We start from the raw sequence: 15,376 nt of genomic DNA, 5'->3' as shown, positions 1-15,376 counted from the left end.
CTCAAAGATCGAAATTCGGCAGCGCCTGACGCAACGCGAACAACGTGTTCGCATCGCGCAGCACTTCATAGGTGTGGCGAATATCCTGATACAACGGATGCTCTTCTTCATAACTGGCAACCAGTTCGCGCAGCAGCCCCCATGCGCACCCAGTGCCCTGACCAAACGGCCTGACATCAATAAAGTCAAACGCCTGCGCGGCCAACAAGTACTCAATAGCCAGCACGTAGAAGGCATTTTCAATGGCCTTATCCAACTTCAACGCGGCGCTCTCCCCCAAACTCAGGTGATCTTCTTGCAGCCCGGACGTGAGGAAGTTGTCAGTCACGGCAGGCAAGGCCAACCGTTTGTTATCGGCCACCAAAGAAGCCGCACTGTATTGCGCAATCATCATCCCTGATTTGACCCCACCGCCCTTGGTCAAAAACGGCGGTAGCTTGTTGGTCTGCGGGGTGACTAGACGATAAGCCCTGCGCTCGGAAATACTGCTCCACTCGCACACAGCAATCGTCAGGAGATCACAGGCCATGGCCACCGACTCACCGTGGGGGTTGGCCTGCGAAATGATCCGGTATTCGCTGCCATCCTTGACCACTAATGGGTTATCAGTCGCGGAGTTGAGCTCATCACTGACCTGTCGCGCAGCATGCTCCAGTTGGTCACGGCAAGCGCCATGCACCTGCGGAATGGCGCGCAGGCTCAAGGCATCTTGCAGGTGTGTGCCCTGGCTTTTGGCGACCACTTGACTGCCGGCTAACAACTGATGCAGGTTGGCCGTGGTCCGCTGCATACCGGCGTGGGTTTTACGCTCAATCGCCGCCAAACTGATGGCATCGAGCTGACACCCCAAAGCCTCGAAGCTCATGGCCGCAACCACATCCGCGCAACTCGCCAGATGGTAAGTGTCAGCCAGTGTCAAACAGGCCAGCCCGGTCATCGCAGGCGTACCGTTAACCAGACACAAGCCATCCTTGGGACCGAGTTCCACCGGCTGCATCTCAATACTCGCCAGCGCTTGGCTGGCCGTCACAATCTGCCCGGCAAACTCAACATCGCCAATGCCCAACAGCGCCAAACCAATGTGCGCCATGTGCGATAAATAACCGACCGAACCCTGGCCCGGAACTACCGGCGTGACGCCTTGGTTGAGCAGATTCAACAGGCCCTTGACCACCTCACCACTAACCCCGGAATAGCCGTGACTGTAGTTAACCACCGCGCAGCACATAATTGCCCGCACCTGCTCGCTGCGCAGCGGTGAGCTGACACCACATGCATGGCTCATCAGCGTATGCCGGGAAAGCTTACTCAGCTCACTTGGCGCAAATACCACATCGCATAATGCGCCAAGTCCAGTGTTGATGCCGTAATGCGGCTTGCTTGAACGCGCAATCGTCAACACCGCCTCTCGGGCATCGTTCACCCGCATCCAGCGGTAGGCAGACAGCTCCATGCGCGCGCCATTACGCGCCACATTGACAACATCAAGCCAAGTGACCGGCGCTTCGCTCAGCAGCACATCAGGCAATAGGTTGTTCATTAACGGCCCCTAACTGCTCGCGACTTTCGATCAGGTTTGTGCTCAAGGTTTCCTTTTTGAAAACGAACACACGCGCTGCTGATGCCGCGATAAGGATAAACAGAAACAGCACGGTGAAACCGCCTGCTGCGGCAAGGTATTTGATGCCATCAACACCCTGCGCACCACCACCGAAGGCAACCATGATGAAGGCAATGGCACTGATAGAAAGGCCCCAGATAATCTTCTGCGACTTTGGCGATTCTTCGTCTGCACGGATGTTCTTGGTGCAAATCGAAGCGATAGTCGAGGTCATCGAATCCGCTGCCGTGGCGAAAGAGATAATCAAGGTAAAAATCGCCAACGGCACCAACAGTCCCGACATCGGCAGGTGCTGCAAGAAGCCCCACAAGCCTGCCACAGCGCCGTGATCGGTAATCACTTTGATCAAATCAAGGCTGCCATCGAGCTGCCACTTGATTGCAGAAGCGCCCCAGATTGCGAACCAGACCATGCCAAACACTGAGGGCAGAATCCAGTTGATCAACAGAAACTGACGCAGGGTACGCCCGTAGGAAATGCGCGCCAAAAACAGACCCATTAGCGGCGCATAAGCGATCCAGATAGACCAGTCATACATGGTCCACCAGGTAACCAATGCTTCACCACCAGATTCCTTGGTATCGAATGACCAGAGGAAGAAATTATCCAGCCAATAACCAATCGACGTCACCGACAGGTTGAAGATGTAACTCAACGGCCCCACGAGAAGCAGAATGATCACAAAGGCGTAGAAAATATAGGCATTGATTGAGGACAAAAACTGAATACCGCGTTTAAGCCCTGACAACGCTGAAGTGACAAACACAGCTGTAATCAGCAATGACAACAACAACCACGTCATTGGGCTTGATTCAATACCGTACTGCGCTTCAATCCCAGAACTGATGAGTGCCAGTCCCGCACCCAATGACGAGGCCAAGCCCAGCGCGATGGCCAGAACAGAAACAACGTCGATCAATGATTTAACCAATGGCCGCTGGTTATGTGCACCGATTACCGGTGACAAGGTGGCCGCGATGGAGAAGTCCTTTTTCCGGTTGTAGTGCATGTAAGCGATCATCAAACCGACAATCGAATACATCGCATAAGGAATAAAACTCCAGTTGTGAAAGCAGCGCGCCAACGCAAAAATCGCGGCTTCTGCACTGCTGGGCGCAAAGGATTGATTAGCGATTTCGCCGTAGATATTACCCAAGTAAATGATCGGTTCATTAACGGAGTAAGTCACCACGCCAGTAGCAATACCACCGGTCAAGGCCATGGCAAAGTTTGAGGCCATTGAAAATGTCGGCTTGGCATTTGCGCCGCCAAGGCGGATATCACCGGCCTTAGAGAAAAAGATATAAACCACCAGCCCCAACACTGATATCGCCAACAACTGGTACAGCCAAGCAAAATCAGAGAGTGAAAAGTAAAAGACATCCTTGGCCACTCGGACCAACATTTCATTGTTCAACAACCCGACGGCTACGGCGATCAGGACCACCAGGAATGTTGGAATAAATACACTTCGGTTCAGGCTTTTTTGACTGTTGGAGTTCATTGTTGTCTGCCCACTTGGGTGTTGCGTGCGATGCACAACCATTCACAACCGAGGCTGCGAATGGTCGTACCCTTTGATTAGCGCTCGCCTAACATCGGCAGATCCAGCCCCTGCTCCCGTGCGCAATCAGCGGCAATATCATAACCAGCATCGGCATGACGCATGACCCCTGTGCCCGGATCATTGCGTAAAACCCGGCCCAAACGTGCGCGCGCTTCAGGCGTACCGTCTGCAACTATCACCACACCTGAGTGCTGCGAATACCCCATACCCACACCACCACCGTGGTGCAGTGACACCCAAGTTGCGCCACCAGCGGTGTTGAGCAGCGCATTAAGAAGCGGCCAGTCAGACACGGCATCGGAGCCATCGAGCATGCTTTCGGTTTCACGATTCGGGCTGGCAACCGAGCCTGAATCAAGGTGATCACGACCAATCACCACAGGGGCTTTCAGCTCGCCACTGGCGACCATGTCATTAAAGGCTTGGGCCAGACGGGCACGGTCTTTCAAGCCGACCCAGCAAATACGTGCAGGCAGACCTTGGAAGCTGATGCGCTCACGGGCCATATCCAGCCAGTTGTGCAGGTGCTTGTCATCCGGGATCAGCTCTTTGACCTTGGCATCGGTTTTGTAGATATCTTCCGGGTCACCGGACAGCGCCACCCAGCGGAACGGGCCGATGCCCTGACAGAACAGCGGGCGGATATAGGCAGGCACAAAGCCCGGGAAATCAAAGGCGTTGTCGACCCCCTCTTCCAACGCCATCTGGCGGATGTTGTTGCCGTAGTCGAACGTTGGGACGCCCATTTGCTGGAACGCCAACATGGCGCTGACGTGCTCGGCCATCGACTGCTTAGCCGCTTTGACCACTGCATCGGCATCGGTCTGTGCACGGTCGCGGTACTCTTCCCAGCTCCAGCCTTTTGGCAGGTAACCGTTGAGCGGGTCATGGGCGCTGGTTTGGTCGGTAACCATGTCGGGTCGCACACCCCGACGCACCAACTCCGGCAAAATTTCAGCCGCGTTGCCACACAAGGCAATCGAGATGGCTTTGCCTTCTGTGGTGTATTTGCTGATGCGCGCCAATGCATCGTCAAGGTCAGCGGCTTGCTCATCGACATAGCGCGTTTTCAAACGGAAATCGATCCGGCTCTGCTGGCATTCGATGTTCAGCGAGCAAGCGCCGGCCAGGGTTGCCGCTAGTGGTTGAGCTCCACCCATGCCACCCAAACCTGCGGTGAGCACCCAGCGGCCGATGAGGTTGCCGTCGTAGTGCTGACGACCGGCCTCGACGAAGGTTTCGTAAGTGCCCTGAACAATGCCTTGCGAGCCGATGTAGATCCAGCTGCCAGCAGTCATCTGGCCGTACATGGCCAAGCCCTTGGCATCGAGCTCATTGAAATGCTTCCAGGTTGCCCAATGCGGCACCAAGTTGGAGTTGGCGAGCAATACGCGGGGGGCATTGGCGTGGGTTTCAAAGACGCCGACCGGCTTGCCGGATTGGATCAACAAGGTTTGATTGTCTTCAAGACGAGTCAGCACCTCCACGATCTTGTCGTAGCATTCCCAGTTACGCGCTGCACGGCCAATACCACCGTAGACCACCAGCTCATTCGGGTTCTCGGCCACTTCCGGGTCGAGGTTATTCATCAGCATGCGCAGTGGCGCTTCGGTCAACCAGCTTTTAGCGGTCAGTTTGCTGCCACGTGCAGCACGGATTTCAGTATCACGAAAGAGGCTCATAACAGGCTCCTGGAAATAGCGACAAGGCTTAAATAAGGTTGAGTGAGTGCGCCAGGTACGCCAGCGGAATGCTGAATACCAGACTTAGAACAGTGCGTTGCAACCAGACCACTAACAGGTCGCGCAAACGCAAGGGGATCCGCGTGGCAAGCACGCAGGGAATAGAGGCAGAGAGAAACAACACGCTGCTGACCGAGACAATGGCCACGACAAACTTGACCATGACCTCGGCATCCTTAAGCAGAATCGCGGGCAAGAACATTTCTGCCAGACCCGAGGCGATAGCACCGCCCACTTGCATTGGATCACTGACACCAAGCAGCCAGGTCAAGGGGTAGAACAGCACACCCAGGGCATCAAAAATTGGCGTGTATTTGGCGGCCAGCAAACCCAGCAAGCCAACTGCCAAGATGCTGGGCAAAATAGCGGCGGTCATGCGCAAACCATCGACAAAGGTTTCGCGCAAAGACGCCCACAAAGCCGGGGCTTGGCTGGCCTGGGTGAGCCCGGCATGCCAGGCACTGGCGATACGGCTTTCACCCGCTTTCAACGCGGGTTCTGGCGTGCTTTCGCTTGGCAACTTCGACAGCGGATAAATACGCGCACTGACCGCTGTCACGCTGAAGGTGACCAGCATTGCGCTCCAGAAATACAGGTTCCAGCTGTCCATCAGGCCGAGGGTCTTGGCGATGATGACCATAAAGGGTGCCGAAACTGTAGAGAAGCCGGTGGCGATAATGGCTGCTTCACGCAGGCTATAGTGACCCTGCTGGTACATGCGGTCAGTAATCAACAGCCCGACTGAGTAGCTACCGACAAAAGAGGCCACCGCATCAATCGCGGACTTGCCCGGGGTGCGCCAGATAGGTCGCATCACCGGTTGCATCAATACGCCGATCAGTTCGAGCAAGCCAAAGCCGATCAAGAACACCAATGCCAGCGCGCCCAGCGGCACAATCAAGGCAAGGCTCAATACCAGCTTGTCGAACAAAAACGGCAGCATACCCGGTGCATAAAGTGCTTCGGGGCCGATATGCAGCAGGTAAGCCACACCGACCAACAAGCCAAATACCTTGAGCACGCTGAATACGGTGGTGGTGAGGTCTTTGCGCCAGCTGCCACTGAACCAAGGCTGCGCCGCGCCATAGAGCATAAACAGCAGCGCGATCGCGATAACCAGTGGCCGCGCGTTGGTTTGCAGGGCACTGGCTGCGTGGTCGAGCAAAATGGTGGAGCGGCCCCCAATAGTGAATGGCACAAAAAAGATCAGCAGACCGATCAGGCTGTAGCCCAACAAACGCACCAACGCTCTGGGCTTAGAGACGCCAGCGGTTAAAGAGAGTTGCTCACTCATGACAAGACTCCTGCCTTAAAGAGGCAGGCTGGCTTCGCTTGGTTGGCGAAATCGCTCATTGGGGTTATTCCTCACTGTTGTTTTTGTTGGAGAAATCGCTGCGCTACTAGGTCGCTTAGCCCGTCAACGTCAGCAGGTGAATAAGCCGCGCAGCCACGCGTGCGGTGCGACTGTCGATGTCATGACTCGGGTTCAGCTCAGCCAGATCAGCAAGACGCAATTTGCCGCTGTCACGGACCTGCTCCAGCAGAGGTTCAAGCAACGCCAATGGCACGCCCCGCGGTGCTGGAGCACTGACACCCGGTGCTTCACAAGCAGGCAAGACGTCGATATCGATGGTCAGGTAGATCAGGTCGCAGTCATCAAGAAATGCCTGCAGGTCCGCACTGATGTCATTGATGCTGTCCGCGCGAATCTGCCGGTCTTCGCGGACCAGCACATCCAGCGCCTCGGCACGCTTAAACAATGCACGGGTATTGCTCGCCCGGCTGATACCGAGGCAGGCGTAGCGAAATGGCCAGTTGCGTTGCGCGCACTGCTCGGCGATTTGCGCAAATGGCGTGCCCGATGAGCGCACAAATGCAGGGTCGCGCAGGTCAAAGTGAGCATCGAAATTGATGATGCCAATGCGCGGCGCAGCAGCGTTTGTCAGATGCTGGGCGATGCCTTGCCAGCTGCCAAAAGCGACTTCATGGCCACCACCAAGGACAATGGGTAAGTGCCCAGCGTCAAGCAACTGCGCCACATTAGCGCCAAGGCGGGCTTGGGCCGCTTCCAGATTGTCATCTGCGCAGACCACATCACCGGCATCAAATGCAGGCCCATTGCGATGCCAAGCTAAGTTAGCCAACGCCTTGCGGATGGCTTCAGGGCCTGCAGCCGCACCGATGCGACCATGGTTGCGACGCACGCCTTCATCACTGGCAAAACCGATCAGCGCCACACCGGGCTGAGTGTCTCGGCCAAGTGGCTGAATACGTTGATGCCAACGCGGGCTGTCTTCCTCAGGGTCGGTTCGCCCTGCCCAAAGCTGCATTGAGTGACGATCAACGGTCATGGGTGAGTACTCCGGCAAAAACGCGCTGGAGTAAACGACCCGGCTGAACCGCATAGGCCAGTTCCGCAGCCTGTTGCACATCCCAGACGCAAAGATTGGCAGGTGCACCCACCTGGATACGTCCAAGGTCTTTGCGCCCAATCGCCGTTGCCGCATGCGCCGTCATCCCAGCCAATGCTTCACGGGGAGTCAGGCGGAATAAGGTGCAGGCCAGATTGAGCATCAAGGTTGGGAAGCAGATCGGTGATGTACCGGGATTGGCATCACTGGCCAAGGCCATTGGCACGCCGTAATCGCGTAGCAGTTGAATGGGCGGTAGCTGGGTTTCACGCAAGGTATGGAAGGCACCCGGCAACAGGGTTGCAACAGTGCCCGCCTCGGCCATGGCTTTAACCCCAGCCTCATCGAGATACTCAATGTGATCCGCCGAAAGCCCACCGTGGCGCGCAGCCAAAGCACTACCGCCTTGATTGGATAACTGTTCAGCATGTATTTTTATTGCCAACCCATGGGCTTTGGCGGCAACAAATACCCGCTCAGTCTGCTCCGTGCTGAAGGCAATGTTTTCACAGAACACATCCACTGCATCGGCTAAGCCTTCACGGGCAGCCGCTGGGATCATTTGTTCACAGACCAGGCGAATGTAACCGTCACTGTCATCCGCGAACTCAGGCGGCAAGGCATGGGCACCCAGCAGGGTGGTGGTGATATGAACGGGAAGCTGCTCGCCCAGACGCCGGGCGACGCGCAACATCTTTAACTCATCGGCAACGGTCAAACCGTAGCCAGACTTGATCTCAACGCTGGTCACACCGTCATCAATCAGGGCTTGCAAACGCGGCAGTGCCTGCGCCAGCAATTCATCTTCGCTAGCGGCCCGCACACCGCGCACGGAGCTAATAATCCCGCCACCGGCACGGGCAATTTCAGCGTAACTGGCACCTTCAAGGCGCAGCTCAAATTCAGCGGCACGGTTACCGGCGAATACAAGGTGGGTGTGGCAATCAACCAGGCCCGGCGTCATCACGCCACCGCGGCCTACTTCGACAGCCCCCTGCGCATCCTGCAAAGCGAACCCGGATTCTGGCCACAACCCTGCAACTACATCACCTTTGACCAAAACAGCCATAGGTTCGGGGAGGGTTTGCAAGCCATCAAATACACTGACATCACGCCAGAGCTTGGCATCTTGGCTGGATAACGGCATGGGTATGCTCCTTGACTCTTATTCTTCAACCTTCTTGTATATACATTATGATTGATAATTGAGCAGGTCAAGCCCCTTTCCGTCAGTTTTGTTTGCAGCAAAAACCTGCATACCCAGCGCTTAAAGCCAGCCAGCGCCCTTGAATATGCCTTGAGAACAGTGTTGAATCCCTAACCTTATGCATTTAGCGCTGAGCGTTCCAGGGCTTTCAGAATATAATTTTCTAATTGAAATATTTAACCCTTATTTGTATATACATTAAAAGAGATCGTCTTCATGAGCATCCGCAGATTCGACCTTGCCAGCGCAAAGCACATGCCTTGGAAGAACGGCACAGGTAGCACCGCCGAATTGGTCATTTTCCCGGCCGGCGCTAGCCTTGAGGACTTCGCCTGGCGCATCAGCAGCGCCACCGTTGGCGGCCATGGCAGCTTTTCCAGCTTTGCCGGGTTAGACCGTAGCTTGGCAATATTGAGTGGTGAAGGCTTGCGCCTGCATACCCAGGATGCTGCCCCATTGGTGCTGACAGCAAGGTCCCAGCCTTGGGCGTTTCGCGGTGAAACCACTGTGTATGCAGAGTTGATGGATGGCGAAGTCACGGACTTCAATCTGATGAGCCGACGCGCTGACTGGACTCATCAACTTGAGATGCTGGATATCAGTGGCTGCCAGACCTTAGCGACTGTAGATCACGCAACAGTGGTGATGCTCTACTGCCAGTCTGGCGGGCCCTTAACCTGCCGGGGGCAACAGGTGTTAACTGCGGGCCAAGGGTTATTACTGGATGAGGACGACGCCAACCAAACCATCGAACTTAACGCGCAAACGCCTAGCAAGTTGTTCCTCGCACGGCTGCAACACCACACAAGCCAGAGCTGATACAGGCTAAAAACACCGGCACAGAGCGGTGCATTAGGTTTTGCCTTGCTTAAACAACAGCTGCTAAATAGTGGCCTTGAGGCTTTTATTAGTTTAGAAAATTCAAAACTAATTATTTGGCCAACGCTATTCTTTTGCGCGCCAAACGCTCCCCATAATCGAGACAAATCTGCACACCACGCGTGATGCATTGGACTGGCCCTAAAGAGGCTGGCCAGATGAAACCTTTGACTGCCAAATGCTGCGCTCGCGTAGCAACACTATAAAAAACGGCGCAGGCATGCCTAACGATGCCCGTTGCCAAGCGTTTCAAAGGAACCGTTATGCACTCTCATCAAGTTGCTTCAAACATAGATTCAAACCCCAAGGCATTACTGCGCTAACGCTCAGCAGTTGATCATCACGCCAGGCCCTTGCGCCCGGCTGCGAGCAACCCACGTCTGGCTTGGGAAGACAATCTATGCAACTCGAACTGTTTCGTACCCTATGGGGTTATCCCGGCAGCAAAGCTCAAGCCTATGCAGAGCTTAAAGCCGCAGGTTTTGATGGCATGGAAGCGCGCTTGCCGCTCGATGCCACTGAACGTAAAGCCTTTGCTGGATTTCTCAGCGCCGAGCAACTGGCCTATATCTGCATTGTCTTCACCGCCTACGATGTTTTACCCGATCAATCGGCGACGCCTGCAATGCACCTCGACGACTTGGCGCGCAAGCTGGATTTAGCCAGTGAACTGCAGCCACGTTTCGTCAATGTGTTGGCCGGCAATGATCGCTGGTCATTAGCGCAACAGGTCGACTTCTTCGGCGGCGCAATGGACGTTGCCAAGCGTAATGGCCTGCTCTGTAGCTTTGAAACACATCGTGCTCGTTCGCTTTTCAACCCCTGGATCACGCTCGATCTGATCCGGCAGTTACCTGAGATGCTGTTCACCAGCGACATCAGCCACTGGGTGGTGACCTGTGAGCGCCTGCTCAACGACCCGGCTGATGATCTCAGCGCCTTTGTTGAGCGTGTGCACCACATTCAAGCCCGTGTCGGTTATGACCAAGGGCCACAAGTGCCGCACCCAGCGGCCCCCGAATACGCCAATGCGCTGGCGTTTCACCAGTCTCACTGGGAAACCATATGGCAAGCACAACAAGCGCGGGGCTATCAGGTCAGCACCATGACCCCAGAGTTCGGCCCGGACGGCTATTTGCATCACTTGCCCTTTACCAATGTGCCGGTGGCTGATCTGTGGTCCCTCAACCGCTGGATTGGCGACACCGAACGCCAACACTTCAATCGCGTTTTTGCCTGAGCTGGAGCCACCAATGCATTGTTCTGATAACCCAACCAAAAGCCGTGATGCCTTCACCTCAATTCCGGTGGTGGATATAGCAGGGCTCTTCAGTCCTGATCTCAACCAACGCATGGCGGTAGCCGAAGCATTAGGCCAGGCAGCACGCGATGTGGGTTTTCTGTACATCCGCAATCACGGTATCTGCGCCGAGCGCATCGAAAGCTTAAGAGCCGCTGCGCGTGACTACTTCGCCCAACCGATGGACACCAAGATGGGTCACTACATCGGCACCTCAGAAAGTCACAAAGGCTATGTACCCGAAGGTGAAGAGGTTTACTCGCAAGGTAAACCCGACCACAAAGAAGCCTTTGATATTGGCTTTGAAGTCTCCCGTGACGATCCTTTGTTCACTGCAGGCACACCGTTGCTTGGCCCAAATGCCTGGCCGCAGTTAGCGGGCTTTCAAAGCTCGGTGCAAAACTACTACCGCGATGTATTCGCCCTTGGGCGCGTGTTGTTTCAGGGTTTTGCCCTGGCGTTAGGTCTTGATGAGAACTACTTCGATGCGCTGGTCAGTCGTCCACCGTCAAAGCTGCGCTTGATTCATTACCCATTCGACGGCGAAGCTCAGGATGCACCAGGTATTGGTGCGCATACCGATTACGAATGCTTCACCATCCTGCTCGCCGACAAGCCCGGCCTTGAAGTCATGAACGAGCGTGGTGAGTGGATTGACGCCCCGCCGATTGATGACGCCTTTGTGGTCAACATCGGCGACATGCTCGAAGTGATGACTGCTGGTGCATTTGTCGCCACCGCGCACCGCGTTCGCACAGTGCGTGAGGAGCGTTATTCGTTCCCGCTGTTTTATGCCTGCGACTTCCATACGCAAATCCGCCCGCTGCCGCAGTTCGCCAGCGCTGATCAGACGTATCAGCCGATTGCCATCGGCGAGCACATGTGGGCCCAAGCTTTGCAGACCTATCAATACCTGCGCCAGCGCGTAGCTGATGGGACGTTGAACCTACCGGAGCAGGCCCGTAAACCCTCAAGTTTTGGCCATTTAAAAAACCAGACGCAGCCCTCTTAAGCTGCGCGCTTTAACACCTCTTACCAGCAATTAACTGATACTGGGAGCACACCATGAAATTAGCCAACGCTCTACGCATGACAGGCCTGACAGCTGCACTGGTTGCATCCGGCCTTAGCTACGCCGATGTAACCACCACAACTCCCGGCCAGTTTAAGGTCGGCATGGATATCACCTACCCGCCTTTTGAATCCTATGACGGCGACAAAGTGGTCGGCTCCGACCCAGACCTGTCAGCGGCACTGGCCAAACAACTCAATCTTGATGTTGCCTACGTCAACACCAAGTTTTCCGGCTTGATCCTCGGGCTTAACGCCAAGCATTACGACGCAGTTATATCCGGCATGTACATCACCCCTGAACGCACCCAACAGGCGATGGCAATCCCTTACGCGCAAACCGGCGCATCCATCATGGTCAAGGCCGGCAGCGAAGCGCAGCCCAAAACCGAAAAAGACCTGTGTGGCATGAAGGTCGGCCTGCAGCAAGGCACCAACTGGGTGAAACAACTGCAAGAGTTGTCCGAAAGCTACTGCAAAACCAATGGTAAGGAAGCCATTACCGTCAGCGAGTACCCGTCTGCACCTGAAGCCACTCAAGCCATGCTCTCTGGCCACATTCAGGCACAAATCGAAATCGCCGGCGCTGCCAAACAGATCGCCGAGCGTTCAAAGCAACGCGTCGAAATCAGCAGCCCAGGGCTGATCTACAAACAAACCCTGGGTATCTACGTCCAGAAAGACAATCAGGCCTTGCTTGATGCTTTGGCCAAAGCCTTAGAAGCGACCAAAGCCAATGGCGAATACACCGCCATGCTTGAAAAGTACAGCTTGGAAGCACCAGCAGCCAACTGAGTCTTAGCCAGCGGCAGTCGCGCTGGCTGAACCTGGCCCTGAGCCAAGGCTCAGGGCCAATGGAGATACCCATGCAATATGATTGGTCGTATTTTTTCTCGTTATTTTCAATGACGAGCTTCTGGAAAGCCTGTATCACCGTGATCGAACTCAGTACCTTGGCGTGGCTGATTGGCATGGTACTGGGTTTCTTTCTGGCCTCTGCCAAACTCTCGACCAAAGCGTATCTGCGCATTCCTGTAGGCATCTACATCTGGTTTTTCCGCAGCGTTCCTTTACTGGTTCTGGTGGTTTTCGTTTACAACCTGCCGCAGTTAATCCCTGCCACCAGCAGCGTATTATCTAATCCCTTTCTCGCCGGACTCTTTGCCCTGGTGCTGACTGAAGCGGCCTACATGGCCGAGATTCATCGAGGCGGTCTGATTTCAGTAGCCAAAGGCCAAAAGGAAGCAGGCCGTGCCTTGGCCATTGGCGGAATGAGCATTCAACGGTTGATCGTAATACCGCAGGCGTTTCGCATCTCCTTGCCAACGCTGATCAATGAATACATCACCGTGGTAAAGCTGACCTCACTGGTATCAGTCATCTCGCTGACTGAATTGCTGATGGTTGGCCAGCGCCTGTATGCGCAGAACTTTCTGGTTATGGAGACGCTTTCAGCGGTGGCGGTGTATTACGTCATGATCGTCACTGTATTCGGCTTTCTGCTGCAATATCTGGAGCGCAAACTCGACCTTAACCTGCGCAAGCCACAAACCCTGACCGACGTGGCGCTCGAAAAGCTACGCAGCCTGGCCAGTAATATCAGTGGCAAGCCTCGTGTCCAGCAAGGTCCAGGCACAGCGCCAGCACTGCAACTGAAGAATATCCATAAAAGCTACGGCCAGCATGAAGTGCTCAAAGGCATCGACCTCAATGTAGCCAGTGGTGAAGTGATTTCAATCATTGGTCCTTCCGGTTCGGGCAAGACATCGCTGATCCGCACCATCAACGGGCTTGAATCGATTGATCAGGGCGAAATCATTTTGTTTGGCCATGATTTCATCACCGCGAAGGACAAGCCCAATAACCTGCGCATGCGCAAAGGTGTGCAGCACATCGGCATGGTGTTTCAGAACTTCAACCTGTTCCCGCACCGCACCATCGTGGACAACATCACCATGGCGCCGCGCTTTCACGGCAAGGTCGACCGTGTCGAATCCGAGGCACAGGCCTATGCCCTGCTCGACAAGGTTGGCTTGCTGGCCCACGCGCACAAGTATCCTCACCAACTGTCTGGCGGTCAGCAACAGCGAGTCGCCATTGCTCGTGCCTTAGCCATGAACCCGGACATCATGTTGTTTGATGAACCGACCTCTGCACTTGACCCGGAACTGGTCGGCGAAGTGCTCAAGGTAATCCGCGATCTGGCAGGCGAAGGCATGACCATGGTCATCGTCACCCACGAGATGGAGTTCGCGCTGTCCATCTCGGATCGGGTGATCCTGATGGAAAACGGCGTGGTACAGGCCGATGCAAGCCCTTGCGACATCCGCAAAGACAATGCCGGCGAGCGCATCAAACAGTTTATGGGGGTTGAAACCACGCAAGCAGAGCGCGAACTGGCTAGCGCCTAACGAGCGTGCAAGGGGCTTTACGAACACAAAAAATCCCGGAATATCCGGGATTTTTTGTGTCTGTTAGCGCTTAGATTCCGCTTTTGACCCTGCTCCAGATCCGCGTGCGGAGGCGATCTATTTTCAGCGGCATGGCCTCCAGCGTATACAGCTTATCCATAACCTCTTGCGGTGGATAAACCTTGTTATCCGCCTTCAGCGCCGGATCGACCAGACTGTCCGCCGCCCCATTACCGTTGGCGTAATGCACAAAGTTTGTGATGTTAGCCATGACTTCGGGTTGCAGCAGGTAGTTCATGAATGCATAGCCTGCGGCTTCGTTTTTGCTATCTGCGGGCATGGCAACCATATCGAACCACAGCGGCGCGCCTTCCTTCGGCACGATGTATTCGATATTCACCCCATTGTTCGCTTCAGCAGCGCGACTAGCAGACTGCATGATGTCACCGGAAAAACCTACAGCAACGCAGATATCACCATTGGCCAGGCCACTGACGTACTTCGATGAGTGGAAATACGCCACGTTTTCACGCATTTTCAGCAGCAGAGCTTCGGCCTTTTTGTAATCCGCCGGGTCTTTACTGTGATGCGGCAACCCCAAATAGTGCAACGCAATCGGCAACAGTTCAGGGCCATTATCCAGCACAGCAACACCACACTGGCTTAGCTTCTTCATGTTTTCTGGCTTGAAGACAAGATCCCAGGAATCCAACGGCACGTCAGGCCCCAATACGGCCTTAACCTTGTCGACGTTAAATCCAATACCCGTGGTGCCCCAAAGGTAGGGAAAGCCGTGTTGGTTGCCTGGGTCATTGGTTTGCAAGGCTTTAAGCAATGCCGGGTTAAGGTTTTTCCAATTGGGCAACTTGCTCTTATCTAAAGTCTTTAACGCACCGCCTTGAATCTGCCTCGCCATGAAGTGATCGGATGGAAACACCACGTCATAACCGGAATGCCCAGCCATCAGCTTGGCGTCCAGAGTCTCGTTGCTGTCATAAACGTCATAGTGATTGCCAATACCCGTGGCCTTCTGAAAATTTGCCATGGTGTCGGGAGCAATGTACTCAGACCAGTTGTAGATACGCACTGTCTCGCTAGCCTGACAAGTTGAAGCCAGCAACAGTATTGGGATGAGTTTCTTTAGCATGAGATGCCCTCGATTAATTG

The 15,376-nt window shown here is 54.9% G+C and carries 12 protein-coding genes; 5 read left to right on the top strand and 7 right to left on the bottom strand.

The annotated features are described in order from the left end of the window. Window position 1: 1 nt before the first annotated feature. From hutH to hutI, 6 genes are all read right to left on the bottom strand, one after another. Complete coding sequence (hutH, locus tag ACIGCM_RS09085; protein WP_397501713.1) at window positions 2-1,540, bottom strand: histidine ammonia-lyase; 1,539 nt, start codon at window positions 1,538-1,540, stop codon at window positions 2-4. Then, entirely contained in the window at window positions 1,521-3,125 is a 1,605-nt protein-coding gene (locus ACIGCM_RS09080; RefSeq protein ID WP_397501712.1) for a BCCT family transporter, read from the bottom strand. Before ACIGCM_RS09080 ends, hutH begins: the two co-directional genes overlap by 20 nt. Window positions 3,126-3,202: 77 nt before the next feature. Next, window positions 3,203-4,870: a urocanate hydratase gene (gene hutU, locus ACIGCM_RS09075; RefSeq protein WP_397501711.1), complete on the bottom strand. Its 1,668-nt coding sequence runs from the start codon at window positions 4,868-4,870 to the stop codon at window positions 3,203-3,205. 28 nt (window positions 4,871-4,898) lie between these two features. After that, a complete protein-coding gene (locus tag ACIGCM_RS09070; protein ID WP_397501710.1) occupies window positions 4,899-6,224 on the bottom strand; it encodes a YjiH family protein in 1,326 nt (441 codons plus the stop codon). 115 nt (window positions 6,225-6,339) lie between these two features. After that, complete coding sequence (hutG, locus tag ACIGCM_RS09065) at window positions 6,340-7,281, bottom strand: formimidoylglutamase (RefSeq protein WP_397501709.1); 942 nt, start codon at window positions 7,279-7,281, stop codon at window positions 6,340-6,342. After that, window positions 7,271-8,488, bottom strand: a complete 1,218-nt coding sequence (gene hutI, locus ACIGCM_RS09060) for an imidazolonepropionase (RefSeq protein ID WP_397501708.1) — start codon at window positions 8,486-8,488, stop codon at window positions 7,271-7,273. Before hutI ends, hutG begins: the two co-directional genes overlap by 11 nt. A gap of 276 nt (window positions 8,489-8,764) precedes the next feature. On the opposite strand from hutI, the gene ACIGCM_RS09055 reads away from it, so the two are divergent. The 5 genes from ACIGCM_RS09055 (at window position 8,765) to ACIGCM_RS09035 (ending at window position 14,209) form a co-directional block, all read left to right on the top strand. Then, on the top strand, window positions 8,765-9,367 hold the full coding sequence (locus ACIGCM_RS09055; RefSeq protein WP_397501707.1) for a HutD family protein: 603 nt from the start codon (window positions 8,765-8,767) through the stop codon (window positions 9,365-9,367). Window positions 9,368-9,827: 460 nt separating this feature from the next. Next, complete coding sequence (locus ACIGCM_RS09050) at window positions 9,828-10,667, top strand: sugar phosphate isomerase/epimerase family protein (protein ID WP_397501706.1); 840 nt, start codon at window positions 9,828-9,830, stop codon at window positions 10,665-10,667. A gap of 13 nt (window positions 10,668-10,680) precedes the next feature. Beyond that, entirely contained in the window at window positions 10,681-11,739 is a 1,059-nt protein-coding gene (locus ACIGCM_RS09045) for an isopenicillin N synthase family dioxygenase (protein WP_397501705.1), read from the top strand. A 53-nt stretch (window positions 11,740-11,792) separates the two neighbouring features. Then, entirely contained in the window at window positions 11,793-12,593 is an 801-nt protein-coding gene (locus ACIGCM_RS09040; RefSeq protein ID WP_397501704.1) for a transporter substrate-binding domain-containing protein, read from the top strand. A gap of 71 nt (window positions 12,594-12,664) precedes the next feature. Beyond that, on the top strand, window positions 12,665-14,209 hold the full coding sequence (locus ACIGCM_RS09035) for an amino acid ABC transporter permease/ATP-binding protein (RefSeq protein WP_397501703.1): 1,545 nt from the start codon (window positions 12,665-12,667) through the stop codon (window positions 14,207-14,209). A gap of 70 nt (window positions 14,210-14,279) precedes the next feature. On the opposite strand, the gene ACIGCM_RS09030 is transcribed toward ACIGCM_RS09035, so the two are convergent. Beyond that, on the bottom strand, window positions 14,280-15,356 hold the full coding sequence (locus ACIGCM_RS09030; RefSeq protein WP_397501702.1) for a polyamine ABC transporter substrate-binding protein: 1,077 nt from the start codon (window positions 15,354-15,356) through the stop codon (window positions 14,280-14,282). Window positions 15,357-15,376 lie beyond the last annotated feature (20 nt).

Origin of the sequence: Pseudomonas sp. NPDC078700 (assembly GCF_044542375.1) — a bacterium.
Classification (GTDB): domain Bacteria; phylum Pseudomonadota; class Gammaproteobacteria; order Pseudomonadales; family Pseudomonadaceae; genus Aquipseudomonas.
The sequence above is the reverse complement of the archived record's forward strand: the minus strand, read 5'-3'. Positions and strand labels throughout refer to the sequence as shown.

Excerpts from the sequence above, each read along its gene's own strand:
- ACIGCM_RS09050 (WP_397501706.1), top strand. The coding sequence starts at position 9,828 with ATGCAACTCGAACTGTTTCGTACCCTATGGGGTTATCCCGGCAGCAAA.
- ACIGCM_RS09030 (WP_397501702.1), bottom strand. The coding sequence starts at position 15,356 with ATGCTAAAGAAACTCATCCCAATACTGTTGCTGGCTTCAACTTGTCAG.
- ACIGCM_RS09055 (WP_397501707.1), top strand. The coding sequence starts at position 8,765 with ATGAGCATCCGCAGATTCGACCTTGCCAGCGCAAAGCACATGCCTTGG.
- ACIGCM_RS09080 (WP_397501712.1), bottom strand. The coding sequence starts at position 3,125 with ATGAACTCCAACAGTCAAAAAAGCCTGAACCGAAGTGTATTTATTCCA.
- hutH (WP_397501713.1), bottom strand. The coding sequence starts at position 1,540 with ATGAACAACCTATTGCCTGATGTGCTGCTGAGCGAAGCGCCGGTCACT.
- ACIGCM_RS09045 (WP_397501705.1), top strand. The coding sequence starts at position 10,681 with ATGCATTGTTCTGATAACCCAACCAAAAGCCGTGATGCCTTCACCTCA.
- ACIGCM_RS09035 (WP_397501703.1), top strand. The coding sequence starts at position 12,665 with ATGCAATATGATTGGTCGTATTTTTTCTCGTTATTTTCAATGACGAGC.
- hutI (WP_397501708.1), bottom strand. The coding sequence starts at position 8,488 with ATGCCGTTATCCAGCCAAGATGCCAAGCTCTGGCGTGATGTCAGTGTA.
- ACIGCM_RS09040 (WP_397501704.1), top strand. The coding sequence starts at position 11,793 with ATGAAATTAGCCAACGCTCTACGCATGACAGGCCTGACAGCTGCACTG.
- hutU (WP_397501711.1), bottom strand. The coding sequence starts at position 4,870 with ATGAGCCTCTTTCGTGATACTGAAATCCGTGCTGCACGTGGCAGCAAA.
- hutG (WP_397501709.1), bottom strand. The coding sequence starts at position 7,281 with ATGACCGTTGATCGTCACTCAATGCAGCTTTGGGCAGGGCGAACCGAC.
- ACIGCM_RS09070 (WP_397501710.1), bottom strand. The coding sequence starts at position 6,224 with ATGAGTGAGCAACTCTCTTTAACCGCTGGCGTCTCTAAGCCCAGAGCG.